Source organism: Paludibacterium paludis (genome assembly GCF_018802605.1).
Classification (GTDB): Bacteria; Pseudomonadota; Gammaproteobacteria; order Burkholderiales; family Chromobacteriaceae; genus Paludibacterium; species Paludibacterium paludis.
This window is the reverse complement of the sequence record NZ_CP069161.1, coordinates 3,146,445-3,168,534: the sequence shown is the minus strand read 5'-3', so window position 1 is coordinate 3,168,534 and position 22,090 is coordinate 3,146,445. Positions and strand designations below refer to the sequence as shown.

The 22,090-nt window shown below is 64.6% G+C and carries 19 protein-coding genes; 15 read left to right on the top strand and 4 right to left on the bottom strand.

Annotated elements, in window-relative coordinates:
- The first annotated feature begins 53 nt into the window (after positions 1–53).
- The 4 genes from rpiA (at position 54) to JNO50_RS14455 (ending at position 5,602) form a co-directional block, all read left to right on the top strand.
- Positions 54–713 carry a ribose-5-phosphate isomerase RpiA gene (rpiA, locus tag JNO50_RS14470; protein ID WP_189530454.1) on the top strand — a complete coding sequence of 220 codons (660 nt, stop codon included), beginning with the start codon at positions 54–56 and terminating at the stop codon, positions 711–713.
- 98 nt (positions 714–811) lie between these two features.
- Complete coding sequence (phoU, locus tag JNO50_RS14465) at positions 812–1,516, top strand: phosphate signaling complex protein PhoU (protein ID WP_189530456.1); 705 nt, start codon at positions 812–814, stop codon at positions 1,514–1,516.
- A 101-nt stretch (positions 1,517–1,617) separates the two neighbouring features.
- Entirely contained in the window at positions 1,618–3,111 is a 1,494-nt protein-coding gene (ppx, locus tag JNO50_RS14460) for an exopolyphosphatase (protein ID WP_373298287.1), read from the top strand.
- 115 nt (positions 3,112–3,226) lie between these two features.
- Positions 3,227–5,602, top strand: coding sequence for a heavy metal translocating P-type ATPase (locus JNO50_RS14455; RefSeq protein ID WP_189530458.1), 2,376 nt, complete (start codon positions 3,227–3,229; stop codon positions 5,600–5,602).
- Here the strand turns inward: JNO50_RS14455 and JNO50_RS14450 are convergent.
- Positions 5,575–6,345 (bottom strand): 3',5'-cyclic-nucleotide phosphodiesterase, encoded by a 771-nt coding sequence (locus JNO50_RS14450; RefSeq protein ID WP_189530460.1) that lies wholly within the window; start codon positions 6,343–6,345, stop codon positions 5,575–5,577. The two genes, JNO50_RS14455 and JNO50_RS14450, sit on opposite strands and share 28 nt — an antisense overlap.
- 107 nt (positions 6,346–6,452) lie before the next feature.
- Positions 6,453–7,313 carry a prolipoprotein diacylglyceryl transferase gene (gene lgt / locus JNO50_RS14445; protein WP_189530462.1) on the bottom strand — a complete coding sequence of 287 codons (861 nt, stop codon included), beginning with the start codon at positions 7,311–7,313 and terminating at the stop codon, positions 6,453–6,455.
- Between the two features lie 197 nt (positions 7,314–7,510).
- On the opposite strand from lgt, the gene ilvD reads away from it, so the two are divergent.
- The 6 genes from ilvD (at position 7,511) to ribD (ending at position 14,893) form a co-directional block, all read left to right on the top strand.
- Complete coding sequence (gene ilvD, locus JNO50_RS14440) at positions 7,511–9,376, top strand: dihydroxy-acid dehydratase (RefSeq protein ID WP_189530464.1); 1,866 nt, start codon at positions 7,511–7,513, stop codon at positions 9,374–9,376.
- A gap of 78 nt (positions 9,377–9,454) precedes the next feature.
- A complete protein-coding gene (locus JNO50_RS14435) occupies positions 9,455–10,195 on the top strand; it encodes a substrate-binding periplasmic protein (RefSeq protein WP_189530466.1) in 741 nt (246 codons plus the stop codon).
- 611 nt (positions 10,196–10,806) lie between these two features.
- On the top strand, positions 10,807–11,892 hold the full coding sequence (locus JNO50_RS14430) for a hypothetical protein (protein WP_189530468.1): 1,086 nt from the start codon (positions 10,807–10,809) through the stop codon (positions 11,890–11,892).
- A gap of 77 nt (positions 11,893–11,969) precedes the next feature.
- On the top strand, positions 11,970–13,220 hold the full coding sequence (gene glyA / locus JNO50_RS14425) for a serine hydroxymethyltransferase (protein ID WP_189530469.1): 1,251 nt from the start codon (positions 11,970–11,972) through the stop codon (positions 13,218–13,220).
- Between the two features lie 118 nt (positions 13,221–13,338).
- Positions 13,339–13,797: a transcriptional regulator NrdR gene (gene nrdR / locus JNO50_RS14420; protein ID WP_189530471.1), complete on the top strand. Its 459-nt coding sequence runs from the start codon at positions 13,339–13,341 to the stop codon at positions 13,795–13,797.
- 31 nt (positions 13,798–13,828) lie between these two features.
- Complete coding sequence (ribD, locus tag JNO50_RS14415) at positions 13,829–14,893, top strand: bifunctional diaminohydroxyphosphoribosylaminopyrimidine deaminase/5-amino-6-(5-phosphoribosylamino)uracil reductase RibD (RefSeq protein WP_189530878.1); 1,065 nt, start codon at positions 13,829–13,831, stop codon at positions 14,891–14,893.
- Positions 14,894–14,902: 9 nt separating this feature from the next.
- On the opposite strand, the gene JNO50_RS14410 is transcribed toward ribD, so the two are convergent.
- Entirely contained in the window at positions 14,903–15,820 is a 918-nt protein-coding gene (locus JNO50_RS14410) for an alpha/beta fold hydrolase (RefSeq protein WP_229804423.1), read from the bottom strand.
- A gap of 295 nt (positions 15,821–16,115) precedes the next feature.
- On the opposite strand from JNO50_RS14410, the gene JNO50_RS14405 reads away from it, so the two are divergent.
- A complete protein-coding gene (locus tag JNO50_RS14405) occupies positions 16,116–16,646 on the top strand; it encodes an RICIN domain-containing protein (RefSeq protein WP_189530473.1) in 531 nt (176 codons plus the stop codon).
- A gap of 16 nt (positions 16,647–16,662) precedes the next feature.
- A complete protein-coding gene (locus JNO50_RS14400; RefSeq protein ID WP_189530475.1) occupies positions 16,663–17,502 on the top strand; it encodes a cytolethal distending toxin subunit B family protein in 840 nt (279 codons plus the stop codon).
- 56 nt (positions 17,503–17,558) lie between these two features.
- On the opposite strand, the gene guaB is transcribed toward JNO50_RS14400, so the two are convergent.
- The gene (gene guaB, locus JNO50_RS14395; RefSeq protein WP_189530477.1) at positions 17,559–19,022 is read right to left on the bottom strand and encodes an IMP dehydrogenase; all 1,464 of its coding nucleotides are present in this window, start codon (positions 19,020–19,022) and stop codon (positions 17,559–17,561) included.
- A 139-nt stretch (positions 19,023–19,161) separates the two neighbouring features.
- Here guaB and JNO50_RS14390 point away from each other — a divergent pair, with 139 nt between their 5' ends.
- From JNO50_RS14390 to pgsA, 3 genes are read left to right on the top strand one after another with little or no spacing between them, the layout of a single operon-like run.
- A complete protein-coding gene (locus JNO50_RS14390; protein ID WP_189530479.1) occupies positions 19,162–19,617 on the top strand; it encodes a DUF4124 domain-containing protein in 456 nt (151 codons plus the stop codon).
- Positions 19,599–21,428 carry an excinuclease ABC subunit UvrC gene (gene uvrC, locus JNO50_RS14385; protein ID WP_189530481.1) on the top strand — a complete coding sequence of 610 codons (1,830 nt, stop codon included), beginning with the start codon at positions 19,599–19,601 and terminating at the stop codon, positions 21,426–21,428. The genes JNO50_RS14390 and uvrC overlap by 19 nt, the downstream gene beginning before the upstream one ends.
- Before the next feature lie 45 nt (positions 21,429–21,473).
- On the top strand, positions 21,474–22,055 hold the full coding sequence (pgsA, locus tag JNO50_RS14380; RefSeq protein ID WP_189530483.1) for a CDP-diacylglycerol--glycerol-3-phosphate 3-phosphatidyltransferase: 582 nt from the start codon (positions 21,474–21,476) through the stop codon (positions 22,053–22,055).
- The last annotated feature ends 35 nt before the right edge of the window (positions 22,056–22,090 follow it).

The following is a 22,090-nucleotide window of genomic DNA, read 5'->3' as shown; positions in this document are numbered from 1 at the left end:
CTGTGGGATAATGTAACTATGACAATTCAATCGAAGCAACGGGAGACAGAGCCATGCTTACCCAGAACCAACTGAAGGTCGAAGTGGCCAAGAAGGCCCTGGAGTTCGTGCCCGAGGACGCCGTGATCGGCGTCGGCACCGGATCCACCGTGAACTTTTTCATTGAAGAACTGGCCGCGCAACGTGGCCGCGTCAAGGGCGCGGTCTCGAGCTCGGAAGCGTCGACCCGTCTGCTCAAGGCCCATCACATTCCGGTGTTCGACCTGAACGAGGTCGAGTCGCTGCCGGTGTATATCGACGGCGCCGACGAAATCAATCACTACCTGCACATGATCAAGGGCGGCGGCGGGGCGCTGACCCGCGAGAAGATCGTCGCCGCGGTGGCCCGCGAATTCATCTGTATCGCCGACGAAAGCAAGTTCGTGACCATGCTCGGCGAATTTCCGCTGCCGGTGGAGGTGGTGCCGATGGCGCGCAGCTACGTGGCGCGCCAGCTCGTCAAGCTCGGCGGCCATCCCGAGCTGCGCAAGGATTTCGTCACCGACAACGGCAACGTGATCCTCGACGTGCACGGACTGAAGATCAGCACCCCGGTCGAATTCGAGGAAACCGTCAACCACATCGCCGGCGTGGTCACCTGCGGGCTGTTCGCGCGGCGGCGCGCCGACGTGTTGTTGCTGGGCCGTCAGAACGGGGTCGACGTCATCCGCTGACACGGTACCGCGGCAGATGACGTTTCTTCGTGTTGTCACGAAGCCGTCATCGGCCGCTGTTAAGCTTGGCCAGAAGGAATCATTCGCAAGAGGCATACATGGCAGAACACATCTCGAAGCAGTTCGACCTCGAGCTTGAAACGATCCGTACCCGGGTCCTGCAAATGGGGGGCCTTGTCGAGCAGCAGATCCGCTCTGCCATCGATGCCCTCATGGCCGGCGATATCGCCCGATTCGACAAGGTGATCGCCGAGGACGCCATGGTCAACGCGATGGAAGTGGGCATCGACGACGATTGCCAGCACATCATCGCCCGCCGCCAACCGGCCGCCAGCGATTTGCGCATGGTCATCACCGTGGTGAAAACCATCACCGACCTTGAGCGCATCGGCGACGAGGCGTCCAAGATCGCGCGCATGGGCAAGACCATCTATCAGGCCGAACGCTATCAGGTGCCGCGTTTCCGAGAGGTCTACAAGATGGCGGAGGTCGCGCTGGCCATGCTGCGCCGGGCGCTCGACGCGTTTGCCCGGCTAGACGCCAAGGCGGCGCTGGAGCTGGCCGAAGAGGACGAACGTCTCGACGAGGATTTCTCTTCCGAACTGCGTCAACTCATCACCTTCATGATGGAAGATCCGCGCACCATCAGCATGTCGATCGACACCCTGTTCATCTCCAAGGCGATCGAGCGCATCGGCGATCACGCCAAGAACATCTCCGAATACGTGGTGTACCTTGTCAAGGGCAAGGATATCCGTCACACCTCGATCGAAGAGAAAAAGCGCGAGGCGCTGGACGACTGACCGGTCAGGCATGTTTCGTGACGAAGGCCGATAATGGCGGTAACATCAGTGTTACCGCCATTTTTCATTTGACCAACCCGACCTAAAGAGAAGGGGTGAATGTGACCGCCGTAACGCCCCCCCACGATATCCTCGCCACTGTGGACCTCGGCTCGAACAGTTTCCGGCTGCAGGTGTCCCGCGTGGTGGATGACCAGTTGTATCCTCTTGATATGCTCAAGGAAACCGTCCGTCTGGGCGCCGGACTCTCGGCCGACAAGTGGCTGGACGACGACACCCAGGAGCGGGCGCTCGCCTGTCTTGCCCGTTTCGGCGAGCGCTTGCGGGGTTTTGTGCCCGCCCAGGTGAGAGTGGTCGGCACCAACACCTTGCGCATCGCTCGCAATGCCGCGCAGTTCATCGCCCGCGCCGAAGCGCTGCTGGGGTTCCCGATCGAGATCATCGCCGGCCGCGAAGAAGCCCGCCTCATCTATATCGGCGCCTCGCATTCCCTGCCAGCCACCCGCGAGAAGCGTCTGGTGGTCGACATCGGCGGCGGTTCCACCGAGTTCATCATCGGCTGTCAGTACAAGTCGCTGCTGACCGAGAGCCTGCCGCTCGGTTGCGTCAGTTACAGCCTGCGCTACTTTGGCGATGGCCGGCTGACCAAGTCGCAGTTCCGCGACGCGACCCTGGCGGCGCGCAGCGAGGTGCAGCGCATCCGGCATGAATACATTTCCAGCGAATGGCAGTTGGCCGTCGGAACTTCCGGCACCGCGCGTTCGCTGCGCGATATCCTGGAAATCAACGATTACTCCGCCGCGGACATCACCCTCGCGGGCATGGAACGGCTGCGCGCCGAACTGATCAAGCGCGGCGCCATGAAGAACGTCTCTCTGAACGGACTCAAGTCGGATCGGGCCCCGGTTCTGCCCGGGGGACTCGCGATCATGATCGGGATTTTCGAGGAACTGGAAATCGACAAGATGACCGTCGCCGAAGGCGCGCTGCGCGACGGGGTGCTGTACGATCTGCTTGGCCGCCAGCGCGAGCGCGACATGCGCGAAACCACGGTGACGCAGTTCAAGCGGCGTTATCACGTGGAAGAGGCACAGGCCGGACGGGTGATGATTCTCGCCGAGCGTTTCCTGACCATGCTGTCCGAGGGCGGACTCGACCCCGATCTGCACAAGCGCCTGCTGTGGTCGGCCAAACTGCACGAGATCGGTCTCTCGATTTCCCATACCGCCTACCACAAGCATTCCGCCTATATCCTGCAGAACGCCGACATGCCGGGTTTCTCGCGGCGCGAGCAGAACGTGCTCGCCACCCTGGTGCTCGGCCACCGCGGCGACATGGGCAAGATGCTGCAAAGCGTGGACGATCCCGCGCTGTGGCCGGCGATCCTGTCGCTGCGCCTGGCCGCCCTGTTCTATCGCAGCCGCAACGCGGTGGAGTTGCCGACCTCGCTCGATCTGAAGTGCCATTCGCGCGGATTCGCGCTGTACGTGGACAAGAGCTGGATGGATGCCAATCCGCTGACCGCCAATACCTTCCATCAGGAAGTCGCGCAATGGAAAAACGCCGGCTTCCTGTTCGAGGTGCTGGCCGTCTGATTTCACGAAATGCGACACCGGTGTGCCGGCCATCGCCGGCGCGCCGATGTCGTTGTTGCCGTCGGCCCGGGCTTTCGATACCCTATGGGGGTATATTGACTCCCCAGGAGCGAGCATGTCCCGTCAGACCGTTCACCTGCCCGTTGCCGGCATGTCCTGCGCCGCCTGCGTCGCCCGCCTGCAAAAAAGTCTCCTGCGCCTTGACGGCGTGAATGCCGAAGTCAGCTTCGCGGCGGCCTCGGCGCGCATCGAGTACGATGACGCGAACCAGACGGTCGCCCGGCTGGTCGGGCGCATCCGCGAGGCCGGCTTCACCGTTCCCGAAGACAACGCGGTGTATCGCATCGGCGGCATGAGCTGCGCGGCGTGCGCCGCCCGTCTGGAAAAAACCCTGAATCGCCAAAGCGGTGTCAGCGCCACGGTCAGCTTCGCCGGCGAAGAGGCGCGCGCCGCCTGGCCCGCCGGAACGCGCGATGCCGCCTCGCTGTTACCCGTCATCGAAGCGGCCGGCTTCAGCGGCACGCTGGAGTCCGGCGAACCGCTTGAGCGGATGGAGGATACCGCCGCCGAGCGCCGCGAAACGCGCTGGCTCATCCTGTCCGTGCTGCTGACCCTGCCGTTCCTGGGCGAAATGCTCGGCATGGCGACCGGCGGGTGGCACTGGATGCTGCCGGTGACGGCGCAGATCGTTCTCGCAAGTATCGTGCAGTTCGCCGTGGGATGGCGCTTCTACCGGGGCGCGTGGCTGGCCATCAAGGGCGGCGGCGCGAACATGGACGTGCTGGTGGCGCTGGGCACCAGTATGGCGTGGCTGCTGTCGATGACGGTGGTGATGCTACCGCTTGATGGCCAGTCGGTGTATTTCGAGGCCGGCACCACGGTGATCACTTTGGTGCTGTTGGGCAAATGGCTGGAAGGCCGCGCTCGCCGCAAGACCTCCGACGCCATCCGTTCCCTGATGTCGATGGCGCCGCGCATCGCCCGCGTGGAGCGCGATGGTTCTCTGATCGACGTCCCCGCCGACAGCGTGAAGGCGGGAGAGGTGGTCAGGGTGCCCGAAGGCGAAAACCTCCCGGTGGACGGCATTGTGCTCGAAGGCGCGGCGACGCTCGACGAAAGCTTGCTGACCGGCGAGAGCCTGCCCGTCGAGCGCAAGGCGGGCGACGCGGTCTACGCCGCGACACGCTGCGCGCAGGGGCACTTGCGGATCACGGTGACCGGCAGCGGAGCCCGCAGCCGTTTCGGCCAGATCATCCGCAGGGTGCGCGAAGCCCAGGCCTCGCGCGCGCCGGTGCAGCGGCTCGCCGACCGGATTTCCGCGGTGTTCGTGCCGGCGGTGCTGCTCATCAGCCTGGCGACCGCCGCCGGGACGCTCTGGGCGACCGGTTCCGCGCCGACGGCGCTGATTCACGCCGTGGCGGTTCTGGTCATCGCGTGCCCCTGCGCGCTGGGGCTTGCCACCCCCGCCGCGGTGATGGTCGGTGTCGGCAACGGCGCGCGGCACGGGATTCTCTACCGGCAGGCGGCGGCCCTGGAAAAGGCGGCGGCGGTTTCGGTGCTGGTAATGGACAAGACGGGCACGCTCACCGAGGGGCGTCCGGCGGTCATGGGCCTTGCCGCCCTCGATGGCGACGAGACTCGGCTTTTGCGGCTGGCCGCCAGCGCCGAAGCCGGCGCCGTGCATCCGCTGGCGGCGGCGATACTGGACGAGGCGGCGCGGCGGGGGATCGCGCTCATGTCCGCCGAAGCGTTCGCGCAGATACCGGGTAAGGGTATCCGGGCCGCGATCCCCGGAACCGGGGCGGTGGCCGTGGGACTGCCCGAGTGGGTGGGGCCGGAGGCCGCGCGGATGGCCGAACCGTTCGCAGCGGAGGGCCGTTCGGTCATGGCGGTGGCGCTTGACGGACAGGTTCAGGGTGTGATCGCGCTGGCCGACCGCTTGCGCCCGGACGCCATCCCCGCCTTGCGGCGCCTCGCGGCGATGGGCATCGAAACCGTGATGCTGACCGGCGACAACGCCGTGACCGCTGGCGCCATCGCGCGCGAAGCGGGCATCGGCACCGTGATCGCCGGGGCCACGCCGGAGTCGAAGGCCGAGTATGTCGCGCGGCGCCAGGCCGAGGGTCATGTGGTCGGCATGGCGGGAGACGGGGTCAACGACGCGCCGGCGCTGGCGCTGGCCGATGTCAGCATCGCCATGGGGCAGGGCGCCGAGGCGGCCATCGACGTGGCGGACATCACGCTGCCGGGCAGCCAGCTCGGGTCGATTCCCGATGCCATCGACCTGTCGCGCGCGACCTTGCGGCGCATCCGTCAGAATCTTGGCTTCGCTTTCGTCTACAACGTGCTGGGGATTCCGTTCGCGGCGTTCGGTCTGCTCAATCCGATGATCGCCGGCGCGGCGATGGCGGCCAGTTCCGTGTCGGTGCTCGGCAATGCTCTGCTGCTCAAGCGCTGGCGGCCTCAGAGGTCGATCACGGTATCCGGCTGAAGCGCCTCCACCTGCATCATCGCCGGGGCGCGGGCGGCGAGATCATCGAGAATCGCCTGTTCGTGCCCGCGCTCCATATGGCTGACCCACAGCTGGATGTTGGGCGGCATCAGATCCAGAAAAGGAGCGATGCCCGAAGGGGTCTGATGGCCGGCCTGTTCGGCGAAGTCCCTCATGCTGTCCGGAAAGTTCAATTCACAGACCACATCCGATAGCGACGGCACATTGCTGATCCAGTGCCAGAACGCCGCGCAGGGACTGCTGTCGCCGGTGAACGCGAGCGCGCGCCACGGCCCTTCCACCAGCCAGCCGGCCGCCGGCACCGTGTGCTGGCAGGGCAGGGCCGTCACGAGTCCGTCCATCAGCGGCAGCGCGTCGCCGACCTCGGTGGGCGCGAGACGCACCACCGCGTCGCCGGACGGCAGGCGCTGGCGTGTGTAGTCATGCCACATCACCCCGTTGAACATGTGGTTCGTCAGGGCGTCGAGGGTTTCCTGCAGCGCGACCACGGTGAAGCCCGGGCCGCCGTGGCTCGCGTGCAGATCGGCGAGCATGGGCAGGAACTGGCAGTGGTCGGCATGGCTGTGGGTGAGGAATACGCGATCGATGCGCAACAGCTCGTCGGTGGGCAGGTCCTCGACGCCGGGGCCGCAGTCGATCAGTGTCGTATCGTCGATCTGGAAGCTGGTGGTGCGTGACATCAGCCCGTGATGGGAGAAGGTGCCAAGTGCTTTGACGCGCATGCTGCAACTCCATGGAGGGGGAACGGACCCGGTGTATGGATTGTAGCGGAGGCGAAGGACCGGCGCATGACAATATGGTTATGTGTCACACGCCGGTCACCGGAGGGTCAGGAGAGGGCCGTCACCGGCTGGCGCCTCGACCAGGCGAAGAGCGCGAGGCCGGCGAGGATCATCGGCAGGCTGAGCCACTGCCCCATGCTCAGGTTGAAGGTCAGAAGACCCAGGAAGTTGTCCGGTTCGCGGGCGAATTCGGCGATGAAACGGAAGCCGCCGTATCCCGCGAGGAACAGCGCCGACACCGCGGCGCGCGGCCGCGGGCGGGCGCTGTAGCACCACAGCAGCACGAACAGCAGCACGCCTTCGAGCGCGAATTCGTAAAGTTGAGACGCATGGCGCGGCAGACCGCCGAAACGCGCGAGGGTCTCGGCCAGTTCCGGATGGCGCGCCACCACGGCGTAATCGTCGCGCAGCGATTGCGGGAACAGCATGGCCCAGGGCGCGTCCGGACGGGTCACCCGCCCCCACAGTTCGCCGTTGATGAAGTTGCCCAGGCGCCCGGCGGCAAGACCGAGCGGCACGAGCGGCGCCACGAAGTCGGCCACGTCCCAGAAGCTGCGCTTTTCCCTTCGGGCGAACAGCCACATGGCCAGCAGCACCCCGAGAAAACCGCCGTGAAAGGACATGCCGCCTTCCCAGGCCTTGAAGATGTCTAGCGGGTGGGCGAGGTATTCGGCCGGTTTGTAAAAAAACACGTAACCCAGCCGCCCGCCCAGCACCACGCCCAGCACGCCCCAGAACAGCAGGTCGTCGAGGCCCTTGGCGGTCAGGAAGGTCTGGCCCGCGCGGATGCGGCGGTTGCCCAGCACGAAGAACAGGAGGAAGCCGACCAGATACATCAGCCCGTACCAGTGAATGCCGACGGGGCCGAGCTGGAGGGCCACCGGATTGAATTGCGGATGAATGAGCATTTGTCAGTCGCGCGGCTTTGCGGTAAAAGAGAATGGACGAAATTATACGGAAAGCGTTCCCCGCCGTCGCGCCAAAACGCGCCCGGACGGCGTATCCCTTCCCCCGGCACCCGGGACGGGGCGCGCCGCGCGGCCCATCCCGCCGCCGGCGCCTCGCGGAGCGTTCTCCCCAACCCGATACGCTGCAAGGATCGATCATGCCTCAATACCGCTCGCTGACGTCCACGTCCGGCCGCAACATGGCGGGTGCCCGCGCCCTGTGGCGCGCCACCGGAATGAAGGACGGGGATTTCGGCAAACCCATCATCGCCATCGCCAATTCGTTCACCCAGTTCGTGCCCGGCCACGTTCACCTGCACAACCTCGGCCAGCTGGTCGCCCGCGAGATCGAACGGGCGGGCGGGGTGGCCAAGGAGTTCAACACCATCGCCATCGACGACGGCATCGCCATGGGCCACGGCGGTATGCTCTACAGCCTGCCGTCGCGCGACCTGATCGCCGATTCGGTGGAATACATGGTCAATGCCCACTGCGCGGACGCGCTGGTGTGCATCTCCAATTGCGACAAGATCACCCCGGGGATGCTGATGGCCGCGCTGCGTCTCAATATCCCGGTGATTTTCGTGTCGGGTGGTCCGATGGAGGCCGGCAAGGTCGACTGGCAGGGCGGCGTGCGCGCTCTGGATCTGGTTGACGCCATGGTCGAAGCGGCCGATAGCGCGGTCAGCGACGAGGACGTGGAGCGCGTCGAGCGCTCGGCCTGTCCCACCTGCGGCTCCTGCTCCGGGATGTTCACCGCCAATTCGATGAACTGCCTGACCGAGGCGCTCGGCCTGTCGCTGCCGGGCAACGGCTCGCTGGTGGCGACCCATGCCGCCCGCAAGGAACTCTTCCTCGCCGCCGGGCGGACCATCGTCGAACTCGCGCGCCGCTGGTACGAACAGGACGACGCCACGGCGCTGCCGCGCACCATCGCCGGCAAGGCCGCTTTCGAGAACGCCATGGCGCTGGACGTGGCCATGGGCGGTTCGACCAATACCGTGCTGCACCTTCTGGCCGCGGCGCACGAAGCCGGCGTGGATTTTTCCATGAGCGACATCGACCGCATCTCGCGCAAGGTGCCCTGTCTTTGCAAGGTCGCGCCGGCCACCCAGCAATATCACATGGAGGACGTGCACCGCGCCGGCGGCGTGATGGCGATCCTCGGCGAGCTGGCGCGCGCCGGTCTCATCGATGAAACCCTGCCGACCGTGCATTCGGCGACGCTCGCCGAGGCGCTGGCGCGCCGGGACGTGATGCATCATGCGCCAGACAGCGAATGCCACCGCTTCTATCGCGCCGCGCCGGGCGGCATCGCCACCACCATCGCGTTTTCCCAGGACAGGCGTTTCGAGACCGTCGACAGCGACCGCACCGCCGGATGCATTCGCGACCGCGCGCATGCCTACAGCCAGGATGGCGGGCTTGCCGTGCTGTTCGGCAATATCGCCCGCGAGGGTTGCATCGTCAAAACCGCCGGTGTCGACGAGAGCATCTTGCGGTTCACCGGTCGCGCGCGGATTTTCGAGAGTCAGGACGCGGCGGTCGAGGCCATCCTCGGCGGGCGCATCGTCGCGGGCGACGTGGTGCTGATCCGCTATGAAGGGCCGAAGGGCGGGCCGGGCATGCAGGAGATGCTCTATCCGACGTCCTACCTGAAATCGATGGGGCTGGGCAAGGCCTGCGCGCTGCTGACGGATGGTCGTTTCTCCGGCGGCACCTCGGGCCTCAGTATCGGTCATGTCTCTCCCGAGGCGGCCGAAGGCGGCGAGATCGCCCTGGTGGAAGAGGGCGACCGGATCGAGATCGACATCCCGGCCCGCCGTATCCATCTGGGGGTGGACGACGGTGAGCTGGAGCGGCGCCGGGAGGCGATGAAGGCGCGCGGCGCGGCGGCCTTCCGCCCGGTCGGGCGCGAGCGCCAGGTCAGTCCCGCGCTACGGGCCTATGCCGCCATGACGACGTCGGCGGCGCGCGGCGCGGTGCGCGACGTGGATCAGATCTATGGTAATAGTCGAAGCTGACTATTCTACTTATTAGTAGTATTTTATAAGGGTCGCTTAGGCGGCCCTTCCTCTTTGCATCAACACGAACGGATCATCATGCCCAATGGATCACGACGTCGTTATCTGGCGGCCGGATGCGCACTGTTTCTCGCTTCCGCCTGCGCCTTCTCCGCTCGCCCGGCGGCTCCCCTGAGAGTCGGCATCTACGCGAACTACCCGCCTTTCGAGTCGGTGGCGCCCGGCGGGCGTCTGACCGGTTACGACATCGAGCTGGTCGAGGTCTGGTCCAAGTCGGCGGGAATGCCGTTCCGTTTCGTGAACATGGCCTGGCCGCAGGTGTTCACCGCCCTGCAAAATGGTCTGGTCGACGTGGTGGTCTCGTCCGTCGCGGTGTCGCCCGAGCGGTTGGCGGAGTTCGACGCCTCGGTTCCGTATTACTACGAGCAGCAGGTGTTGGTGGTGCCGATCGACAGCCAGGTCACCGATCCGCGCCAGATCACGCCGATCGGCATCCTGGAGGACAGCAGCGCCTTGCGCTGGCTGGTGAAGCAGGGCGTGAAAACCGAAACCGTGAAGGGTTATGACGGACTGCCGCAGCTGCGCAGCGCGCTGGATTCGGGCAAGATCAAGGCGGTGTTCGGCGATTACCATACCCTGCATCCGCTGGCCGGCAAGCGCTGGCAACTGATCGCCAAACCCTCCTTCGGCCAGGATCCCTATGCGTTCTTTGTTCGCAAAGGAAACAGCGCGCTCATGACGAAGATCAATGCGGGCCTGAAAGATCTGGAGCAACGTGGTGAACTGCAACGACTGAAGAGGAAATACCTGCTGCGCTGAGGTGAATCCTGTTCGTTTTGCCAAAAACCGAACCGCCAAGGTTCGGTTTTTTTATTGTTTGATCGTAAACGAAAGAGTATTAAGGCGGTTTTAAACAAAAAACGGTTATGACTTGTGGGTTTTCGTGAGCCGCATCAAGCGTTGTTCTAGGTGGAACGAATATCAATAAGTATGCATTCATTCTTATTGGGTTGGTAAGTGAAAATCGCTTACACACGCGGAACTTGCCGTGAACCGGCTGGAGTCCGCGGAAGTTTAACAGGATGGTTCTGTTGTCTGTTGTTTTTCAAGGGATTTTTTTGATTTCTTGGGCGGCGGGCAAAAAAAATGCGCGGCGGCCGAAGCCCCGCGCCAAGTCTACAAAGGAGAAATAGAGGAGAAACTATCAAGAAGCAATTGCTGCATCTCAACGAGGCCGAATTATCCGGGTGGAAGGTTCGAGTGTCAACATGCGCATTTTCGAAAAGAGCGAAAAATGTAAAAAAGCGTCGCCTATAAGATAACGCTTATGTTTGAAACTGAAAGACCACGTCCTTGATACGGTTGCTAACCTGCCTCCCGACTGTGAGACAATAGCGCCTTCAGATGACTTCCCGATGACGGACCGCTCCATGCAATCCAGGCTTCCCGATCCTCGCCAGTATCCGGCGGGGGACCTTGGCAACATGCTGATCCATTACACCCACTCGATCCTGACCGCCGCCTCCGACGACGACGCCGACATGTGGCGCGCTTCGCTCAGGGGCGCCATCGGCGATCTGCTCGAGAGGGACGACGCGCTGCTCTTGTCGGTGGCGCTGGCCATGGTGCCCTCCCGGCGCCATTACGCCGAGCTGTGGCGGGCGTTGCGCGAGGCGGTCGAGCAGCCGCAGGGACGGCGCGCCCTGGTGTTCGCCATGCCGATCGTGCTGGTTGCCGGATCGCGCCAGGAGGCGACGCTGCCGGAGCGCATCGGCGATGTCGACGGTCTGAATGCGCTGCTGGCCGCCCAGGGCGTGTTCGCGCCGGGCGCGGACGTGTTCCTGTCGGGCCGGCTGCTGCATCCTGACACGGTGGTCGGCATCTCGCCGACACGCCTTTACCGGATGGCCGGCCAGCTGGCCGACGCGGCGCGCGGCCTGCCGGTCGAACTCGCGGCGAGCGCGGTCACCTGCAAGGGGGAGGGCGTGTTCCTGCGCTACCTCGCGGGAGTCGCCATGTGGCCCGAAGGCGAGCCGTGTCCGGTCGATGTGTCCGGCAAGGTCGGCGCCTGGGGCGTGCCGCTGATGAATTTCATCGGCGATGCCCTGAAAACCGATGGCGTGACCCTGTTCCCGATCCCGCGCGCGCCGATGCCGCTGATGCAGGCGATGGTCGACGGCCAGTTCGCCCGGCTCGATGTCGCCCTGCAGGTATTCGCCAGCAGCCTGATCCGCAAACTGCGGGACGAGAGCCTCGAACCGGTCGCCGCGGTGTCCGCCCACGAAGGGGGCGAGTTGCGCTTCACGATCCGGGCCGCCGGAGGGGAGGTGCCCTCGGAAGGCTTCGTCTGGCCGTTGTCGCCGCTGGACAACGTCGCGCTGATCGAGGCGCGCTTTTGCGAACTGATGGCCGAATGCCGGGTCGGCGAGGTGCATGTGGAAGCCGCCGTACAGCCGGACAGCCGCGATGGCAGGGCCGTTTTTTCCGGGTCGGCGGCCGGTCCGACGCTCCAGTGAGTTTCCGAATGCCTGTCGGGGATGGATTCTGCTAGAATGAGTCCCCATCGTTAACCCTTTGATTGGAAGAGTCAAAGATGTTTGCAGCTGATCTGACGATTGCCCGGTTCGATCCGGAACTTTCCGCCGCGATGCAAGCCGAGCTTCGTCGCCAGGAAGACCATGTGGAGTTGATTGCCTCCGAAAACTACGTCAGCCCCGCGGTGATGGAAGCCCAGGGGTCGGTGCTGACCAACAAGTACGCCGAAGGCTATCCGGACAAGCGCTACTATGGCGGCTGCGAACATGTCGACGTCGTCGAGAAGCTCGCCATCGAACGCCTCAAGGCCCTGTTCGGCGCCGAATACGCCAACGTTCAGCCGCATTCGGGCTCCCAGGCCAACCAGGCCGTGTACGTGTCGGTGCTCAAGCCCGGCGACACCATCCTCGGCATGAGCCTCGCTCACGGCGGCCACCTGACCCACGGCGCCTCGGTCAACATTTCCGGCAAGTTGTACAACGTCGTGGCCTATGGCCTGAACGACAAGGAAGAGCTCGACTACGACGAGGTCGAACGCCTTGCCCGCGAACACAAGCCGAAGATGATCGTGGCGGGGGCGTCCGCGTACTCCCTGAAGATCGACTGGGCCCGTTTCCGCAAGATCGCCGACGAAGTGGGCGCTTACCTGTTCGTGGACATGGCCCACTACGCGGGTCTGGTCGCCGCCGGCGAATACCCGAACCCGGTTCCGTTCGCCGACTTCGTCACCACCACCACCCACAAGACCCTGCGCGGCCCGCGCGGCGGCGTGATCCTGTCGCGCGCCGAGCATGAGAAAATCCTCAACTCCGCGATCTTCCCGTGCCTGCAGGGCGGTCCGCTGATGCATGTCATCGCCGCCAAGGCCGTGGCGTTCAAGGAAGCGGCGAGTCCCGAGTTCAAGGCCTACCAGAGCCAGGTCCGCAAGAACGCCCAGGTGATGGCCCAGACCCTGATCGAGCGTGGTCTGCGCATCGTCTCCGGCCGTACCGAAAGCCACGTGTTCCTGGTCGACCTGCGCGCCAAGCGCATCACCGGCAAGGAAGCGGAAGCCGTGCTCGGCCGCGCCCACATCACCGTCAACAAGAACGCCATTCCGAATGACCCGGAAAAACCGTTCGTGACCTCGGGGATCCGTATCGGCACGCCGGCCATGACCACCCGCGGTTTTGGCGAAGCCGAAACCCGCGAACTGGCGAACCTGATCGCCGACGTGCTGGACGCGCCGCAGGACGAGGCGGTGATCGGGCGCGTGGCCGATGCCGTGAAGGCGTTGTGCCGCCGTCTGCCGGTCTACTCCGCAAGCTGACCGTCGCGCCCCGTCGTGACTCGAAGAGCGGCCTTGTGCCGCTCTTTTTGCTTCTCCATGACGGTTTCGCGGCTTTGCGTTAAGATGCCGGACATCAATGAACCAGGGTTGACACACCATGAAATGTCCGTTTTGCGGGAATACCGATACCCAGGTGATCGATTCGCGGGTCAGCGAGGACGGCGCCAGCATCCGTCGTCGCCGTCGCTGCCTGACGTGTGAAAAGCGCTTCACCACCTTCGAGAACGCCGATGTGCGCATGCCTCAGGTGGTCAAGTCGGGCGGGCACCGCGCCGAGTTCGACGTGGAGAAGGTTCGTACGAGTTTCTTGCGGGCGCTGCACAAGCGCCCGGTGTCGACCACGCTGGTCGACGAATCCATCGACCGCATCTGCCATCGCCTGCTGCAACTGGGTGAACGGGAAGTGAGTTCGCGCCAGATCGGTGAGATGGTGATGGCGGAGCTGGCGCGGCTGGACAAGGTCGCCTACGTGCGTTTCGCCTCCGTGTATCGGAGTTTCGAGGATATTTCCGAGTTTTCCGAGGCGATCAAGGAAATTGAAACCAAGCAACACTGAGCCGGAATTCTCGGCCGACGACCATGCCTTCATGCAGGAGGCCCTGCGTCTTGCCGAATCGGCGACGCGGCGGGCCTCGCCCAACCCCGGCGTGGGCTGCGTGCTGGTGCGAGACGGCCGGATCATCGGACGGGGCGCCACGCGCCCGGCCGGCGACGATCACGCCGAGATCCAGGCGCTCAAGGATTGCGCGGCGCGGGGTGAAAGCCCCCGCGGCGCCACCGTCTATGTCACCCTCGAACCCTGCAGCCATCACGGGCGGACCCCGCCTTGCGCCGCCGCGCTGATCCGAGAAGGTGTGACGCGCGTGGTGGCGGCGATGGTCGATCCGTATCCCGAAGTGGCGGGCCGGGGGCTCGCCATGCTGGAAGGGGCGGGCATCGACATCCGCGTGGGGCTGATGGCGGATGAAGCTCGTCGCGTGCACCGCGGTTTTTTGTCCCGCGTGTCGCGCCAACGCCCGTGGGTGACGCTCAAGGCCGCCGCCACCCTGGACGGCAAGACCGCCCTGCTCAACGGCAAGAGCCAGTGGATCACCGGGCCGGAGGCGCGCCTTGATGTGCAGCGCCTCAGGGCGGCGAGCGACGCCATTCTGACCGGCAGCGGCACGGTGCTCGCCGACAATCCGCGCCTGACCGTCCGCGATGTGCAGGTCGAACACCAGCCCTTGCGGGTGGTGCTCGACGGTCGTCTCGTCACTTCGCCGGACCGCGAGATTTACCGTGGGGGCGGCACTTTGCTCGCCAGTTGCGCCGACGACGGCCAGCTGTCGCGCTGGCGCGAGGCCGGCTGCGAAACACTCGTGCTGCCGCGGGCGAACGGGCACGCGGATCTTGGCGCGCTGCTCGCGCATCTGGCGCAACGGGGCATCAATCACCTGATGGTCGAGGCGGGAGCCGGATTGAACGGCGCCTTGCTGCGCGCGGGGCTTGTCGACGACATCGTGCTGTATCTCGCCCCCGCGCTGGCGGGGGACGCGGCGCGCGGCCTGTTCGCCTGGCCGGCGCTCGAGGATCTGGCCGATAAAACTCCGCTGACCGTGCGCGATGTGCGGATGGTGGGGCGCGATATCCGTCTCATCGTGCGGCCGGGTTGATCCGGCCGCTCAACCTTCCCGGGTTTTTCGGAAAAACTCCGCGAGCGTCCGGGAAAAGGCCTCGGGTTGTTCCCACTGCAGCATGTGCCCGGCATCGGGCAGCGTCACTTCCTCAAGGCGGGCGAATTGCGCGCGCCGTTCATCGAGCGTGTCGGCCACGCCGCGGGCCAGCGGGTGATCGGCGGTGTCGCCGGCGATCACCCACAGCACCGGGCAGCGGATATTGCGCCAGCAGGCCATCGCTTCTTCCAGACGATAGAGCACCGGATTCACGCCCTTGTGGCGCGGGTCGGCGCGGTACACCGGCTTGCCGTCCGGGCCCGGGCGGGTCAGTTCCCCCGCGATCCAGGCGGCGTGCTGCGGCGCCATCCGCGGATTGCGCTCGATCAGCCGGGCCGCCACGCCATCGAGACTGTCGAGCGCCATGAACGCCGGCGGCTGCCGTTGTTCCTTCAACCAGCGGGCATAGCGTCCGGGCGCTTCGGCCGGCTGGGTCGCGGGCAGTCCGAATCCTTCCAGCAGGGCAACGGCCGCGACCCGCTCGGGCCGCACGCCACTGTAGATGCCGGCGATCATGGCGCCCATGCTGTGTCCGGCGAGGCGTACCGGCGCTTTGGGCGAGACCCGCTCGAGCAGGGCGTCCAGATCGGCCAGATAGTCCGGAAAATAATAACCGCCGGCGTTCCATTCGCTGTCGCCGAATCCGCGCCAGTCCGGAGCGATCAGGTGCCAGTCGTGCTCCAGGTCGGCGGTGGCGAAGCGGAAGGTGGCCGATGAATCCATCCAGCCGTGCAGCAGAAAGAGCGGGGGCGCGCTTTCGTTCCCCCAGTGCCGGATATGGTGGCGTCGGCCGTTGAGCACGGCGTGTTCGGAGCGGGTGGCGAACATGGTCGTGAAGAATGAGTGGACGGCCTTGCAGTCTAGCATGGCCCTGTTGCCGGCGGCCGCCTTCGTCCGGTGCGCGATGATGACGAGCCGGGTTCTGTTTTCTCCGATTCGTACGTGTTGAAGCCATGGCCATCGTCGACCGTTTCCCGTCTCATAACACCGTCTCCCCGATGTTTTCGTATCGGATCTTGTCTTTTAATGAGCGCAGCCCCGTCCTGCGCGGATACAGGCCGGGTTTCCTTTGCCGAGAACTAAAGAACAAGGAGGTATCGTTATGGCGACTCGCGTTGCAAGCCGGGGGTGGAGGATCTCAGGCAGAAGCGCTGCGGTATACATGTTGCTGCTGGCCTTGGCGCCGACAGGCTGGGCGGAGGAGGCGCCCGAATCCCGGGAGCCGCCGCATGTCTCTCTGGCCAATATCTGGAGCGGGGCGCTGATTCTCGTCTGGAAAACTTCTCCCCGATCCTGGCTGTGGGGTTACACGCCCTACGATGCCCGTTATTGGGGCAACAATGCCAACTGGCGCATCAAGTCCAATAAGGATTCCTCGCTGACCTTCGTGAATGTCGCGACCGGTACCTGCATGACGGCCTACAGCTCTTCGGGGCTGACTCATGAAACGTGCTCGCCCGGCGATGCCCGTCAAGCCTTTTTGCCCATTCTCGCTCAAAGCGGCGCGATGCAGCTAAAAAGTGTCAGCTTGGGGCTATGCGTTCATACGTATTCCAGTTCCGATTATCGCTATGCCTTTGGGGTGAGTTTCACGAAATGCTCTGGCAGTGACGAGAGGGTGAACAGCCAGCGGTTGTGGACGATTCATCCCGCCATGACGAGTTCGACGGTGTCGTCGCATGATGAGTTGTGAACGAAAGGAGCTGACGATGCAGAGGTTTTTGCGTTTTGCGGTGCGGGTCGCTTTGCCGATGATGGCAAGCTGCCCTGTTCATGCCGATGTGAAGGATTTTTCGGTGGGTAGCTGGAATATGCAGGGAGCGTCGCATGCAACCGAGTTCAAATGGGAAATCTATGTCAAGCCAATGGCTCGACTGTACGATGTATTGGCGTTGCAGGAAACCGGGGAATTGCCCGCGGCGGCGGAGTTGACCAACCGGGTCATCGCTCTGCCCCGCGGGATGGGGCTTACCATCCGGGAATACACATGGCGCTGGGGCAGTCATTCACGCCCGGGCATGGTCAGGTATATTTATTATGCGGATATGGGAAACCGGGTGAGCCTTGCGACCATCACCAGCCGCCGTGCGGACGATGTTGTCGTGTTGTCGAATCCCGCCGGGGCAAATAAACGCCCGCTGCTGGGGGTGGCGTTCAATCGGACGGGGCCGGGAGGCGGCAGGGATGTGTTTTTCAATATTCATGCGCGGTCCATGGGTAATAACGAAGCCCCCAATATTGTCGATGATCTGTACCGTCACTTCTCCGGTCAGGCCAACACGGAGTGGATGGTGCTGGGGGATCACAATATGGAGCCCAACGAGCTTGGCCGCTTGTTGTCCAGCCATTTTCCCCAGACCGCCAGGGAAGTGACGCCGCTGTATACCAACAATACCGCGACGCAAATCAGCGGTGGAACGCTTGATTACGCCGTTGTCGGGCAGGGCGTGCCGGGGCGTCCGTCGTCGGCCCGGTCGATGTTCGCGCGGCTGCACACCTCGTTCCTCGCTTCGAATCACAGCGCGGTCGCGTTCGGCAAGGCCGAATGAAAAACGCCCCGGGCCTTGCGGCGCGGGGCGTTTCGATGTTTGCGGTCCGGAGTCGATCAGCGCTCGACGTGATAGTTCGGCGCTTCCTTGGTGATCTGCACATCGTGCACGTGCGATTCGCGCATGCCGGCCGAGGTGATTTCGACGAAACCGGCCTTCTCGTGCATTTCCTCGATGCTCTTGCAGCCCAGGTAGCCCATCGACGAGCGCAGGCCGCCGGTCAGCTGGTGAACCACCTGGCCGATCGGACCCTTGTAGGGAACGCGGCCTTCGATGCCTTCGGGCACGTACTTGTCGGCGTTGGCTTCGTTGTCCTGGAAGTAGCGGTCCGACGAGCCTTGGGTCATCGCGCCGAGCGAGCCCATGCCGCGGTAGGACTTGTAGGAACGCCCTTGGTACAGCTCGACTTCGCCCGGAGCCTCTTCGGTGCCGGCGAACATGCCGCCGAGCATCACGCAGTTCGCGCCGGCGGCCAGCGCCTTGGCGATGTCGCCGGAGAAGCGGATGCCGCCGTCGGCGATCATCGGGATGCCGGTGTCGCGCAGCGCTTCGGAAACATTGTGGATCGCGGTCAGTTGCGGCACGCCGACGCCGGCGACGATGCGCGTGGTGCAGATCGAGCCCGGGCCGATGCCGACCTTCACGGCGTCCGCGCCCATTTCGGCCAATGCCAGCGCGGCATCGGCGGTGGCGATGTTGCCGCCGATCACGTCGATGTGCGGGAAGGTCTTCTTCACCCAGCGGACGCGGTCGAGCACGCCCTGGCTATGGCCGTGGGCGGTGTCGACCACCACCACGTCGACGCCGGCGGCCACCAGGAGTTCCACCCGGGCCTCCGTGTCCGCGCCGACGCCGACCGCCGCGCCGACGCGCAGGCTGCCCTGGCTATCCTTGCAGGCGTTCGGGTGCTCGCTGGTCTTGATGATGTCCTTGACGGTGATCAGGCCCTTGAGCTCGAAGTCGTCGTTGATCACCAGCACGCGCTCGAGGCGGTGGGTGTGCATCAGTTCGCGGGCTTCGTCGATGCTCGCGCCTTCCTTGACGGTCACCAGGCGCTCGCGCGGGGTCATGATCGAGGCGACGGGCTGGTCAAGACGGGTCTCGAAGCGCAGATCGCGGTTGGTGACGATGCCGACCACCTTGCCGTCCTTGACGACGGGCAGGCCGGAGATGCGGTGTTGCCTTGTCAGGAGAACGAGATCGCGGACCATCATGTCCGGACCGATGGTGATCGGGTCCTTGACCACGCCGCTTTCGTGACGCTTGACCTTGGAGACTTCCTTGGCCTGCTTTTCCGCGGTCATGTTCTTGTGAATGATGCCGATACCGCCTTCCTGGGCCATGGCGATGGCCAGACGGGCTTCGGTCACGGTATCCATGGCGGCGGACACCAGCGGCAGATTCAGTCGGATGTTGCGGGAAAGGGCGGTGGAGAGTTGAACGTCGCGCGGCAGAACAGCAGAGTGGGCCGGGACGAGGAGAACGTCGTCGAAAGTATAGGCTTTCTCGATGATACGCATCTGGCGTTTCCTTTGCGGCAAATAGGCATTATACCGAACCGGTCCGTTCAGTGCAAAAGGCGTCTTGCGCAAGACGGTTTTGCCCGGCTGGGTGGCTACCAGTAAAATAGGCCAGAATCCACAAGGCCGGGAGACCGTTTTGAAAACGTTGCGCGTTGTGTTCGCTGGTGTCGCATTTGTGCTGTCCGCTGTCGCATCCGCGGATGTTTATCAATGGAAAGAGGGGAAAGGGCGGGTGGCGTACGGCGATCATTATCCGCCCGGCGTGACCGCCACGCGCATCAGCGCCGGCGGCGGCGCAAGACCGGGCCCCGTTCCGGCCGCCGCCATCCAGCCGGCGCCGACTCCGACGGCCGGGCCGGCGTCGGCGTCGGCGCCCGCCGTGGCCCAGGCAAAAGCGGCCCGCAATCAGGAACAGTGCGCCTCGCTGCGCGGCAGGCTCGCCGAGCTTGACGCGCGCGCCGCCGCCCAGAAAACCCGCGACGCTTCGAACGAGCGCAGCCATGGCGAGCCGCGCGACACCGCCGTGGCGCTTGGCGAGCAGCGCCGCGCCCTGCAACTGCAGATGGAAATCGCATGTCAACCGAATCCGTGAGCGGCGCTCGCCCCGAACCGTTCGACCCGCGGGAGACGCTGGCCGTGCTTCCCGCGCTGCCCGGCGTCTACCGCATGCTGGACAAGGACGGCAAGGTGCTTTATGTGGGCAAGGCCGTGGATCTGAAGCGCCGGGTCAGTTCCTATTTCCAGAAAACCGACCTGTCGCCGCGCATCCAGCTGATGGTGCGGCAGATCGCCGCGATCGAAACCACCGTCACCCGCTCCGAGGCCGAGGCCCTGATCCTGGAGAACAACCTGATCAAGGCGCTGGCGCCCAAGTACAACATCCTGTTCCGCGACGACAAGTCCTATCCCTATCTCGTGGTCTCAGGTCATGAGTGGCCGAGGATGGCGTATTTCAGGGGCGAGCCGCGCAGGCCCGACCAGTGCTTCGGCCCGTTTCCCAACAGTTACGCGGTACGCGAGAGCATTCAGATCCTGCAAAAGGTGTTCCGTCTGCGCACCTGCGAGGACAGCGTGTTCTCCAACCGCTCGCGGCCCTGCCTGCTGTTCCAGATCCGGCGTTGCTCGGCGCCTTGCACCGGGGAGATTTCCGCCGACGATTACCGCGAGGACGTGGCCGGGGCGGTGTCGTTTCTCGAAGGGCGCGAGAACGAGCTGATCGACCGGCTCAATGCGCGCATGATGGCGGCGAGCGAGGCGCTCGAATTCGAACTCGCCGCGCAATTGCGCGACCAGATCCAGGCGCTGTCGCGCGTGCAGGAAAAACAGTTCGTGTCGAGCAATGCGAGCCAGCGCGATTGCGACGTGATCGCGGTCGCGCGCGACGGCGATCTGGCGGCGGTCAACCTGGTGATGATCCGCGGCGGCCGGCACCTGGGCGACAAGAGCCTGTTTCCGTCGAACTCCACGGGCGACAGCGTCGAGGAACTGCTCGAGGCGTTTCTCGCCCAGCATTACGCGCAGGCCGCGCCGCCGCCGACCCTCATCGTCAACGCCGCGGTGGGCGAAGCCCTGGAGGCGTGGCTCGCCGAGCGCGCCGGCCGGCGCGTGGCGCTGACGGCCAATCCGATCGGCGAGCGCCGCGTCTGGCTGGAGATGGCGGAAAAGAACGCGCGCCTGGCGATCATGCAGCGCATGGGCAGCGAAGCGGCCCAGCGCCACCGTCTCGCCATGCTGTGCGATGTGCTGGAAATGGACGGCGTCGAGCGTCTCGAGTGCTTCGACATCAGTCATACGATGGGGGAGGCGACGGTGGCCTCCTGTGTGGTGTACGACAACGGCGGCATGCAGTCGTCGGAATACCGCCGCTACAATATTGAGACGGCCAAAGCGGGCGACGACTACGCGGCGATGCGCGAGGTGCTGACCCGCCGCTATGGCAAGATGATCGAGGGCGAGTCCCGGCGTCCGGATGTGGTGCTGATCGACGGCGGCAAGGGGCAGGTGCGCATGGCGGTGGAAGTCTGGGGCGAATTGGGCCTCGATATTCCCATCGTCGGCGTGGCCAAGGGCGAGGAGCGCAAACCGGGCCTTGAAACACTTATCCTACCTTTTCGTCAAAAAACGTTACAATTGCCCCATGACCACCCCGCTTTGCACCTGATCCAGACCATCCGGGACGAAGCGCACCGCTTCGCCATCACCGGGCACCGGGCGCGCCGCGCCAAGGCGCGCGTGCATTCCACGCTCGAGGATATCCCGGGTGTCGGAGGCAAGCGCCGCCAGCGGCTCTTGGCGCGTTTTGGCGGATTGCGGGGAGTGATGGCCGCCAGTGTCGACGACCTGGCGCAGGTGGAGGGCATCAGCAAGACGCTTGCCGCCAAGATTTACGATGCTCTGCATTGAACTCCGCCGCGCGCGGGTGTCTTCAACCCTAACCCTGAGTCACCGATGCCGTTCAACCTGCCGATATTTCTGACGTGGATCCGTGTCGCCCTGATTCCGATCTGCGTTGCGGTTTTTTTCCTGCCGGACAACGTCCTCGTGGCGCATCACCGCAACCTGGCCGGCGCCGTGATCTTCGCGGTGGCCGCGGTCACGGACTGGCTTGACGGATACCTCGCGCGCAGGCTCGACCAGACCTCGTCGTTCGGCGCGTTTCTCGATCCGGTGGCCGACAAGCTGATCGTCGCGGCCGCGCTGATCCTGCTGGTGGACCTGCACCGCACCGCCGGCTGGATGGCGATGATCATCATCGGCCGGGAAATCGCCATTTCGGCGCTACGCGAATGGATGGCGCAGATCGGCCAGCGCAAGAGCGTCGCCGTGGCCTACATCGGCAAGCTCAAGACCACCGCGCAGATGGTCGCCATCCTGCTGCTGCTGTACGCCGGTCCGCTGGTGCCGGGAGTCGACACCCTGCTGCTGGGCAACGCCTGCATGGTGATCGCGGTGATTTTGACTTTGTGGTCAATGGTTTACTACCTGAAGATGGCGGCGGACGAGATCGCCGAGAAGAAAATGGAAGGATGAGCGCTTGACAGCATGGCGAATTGCTTTATAATTCG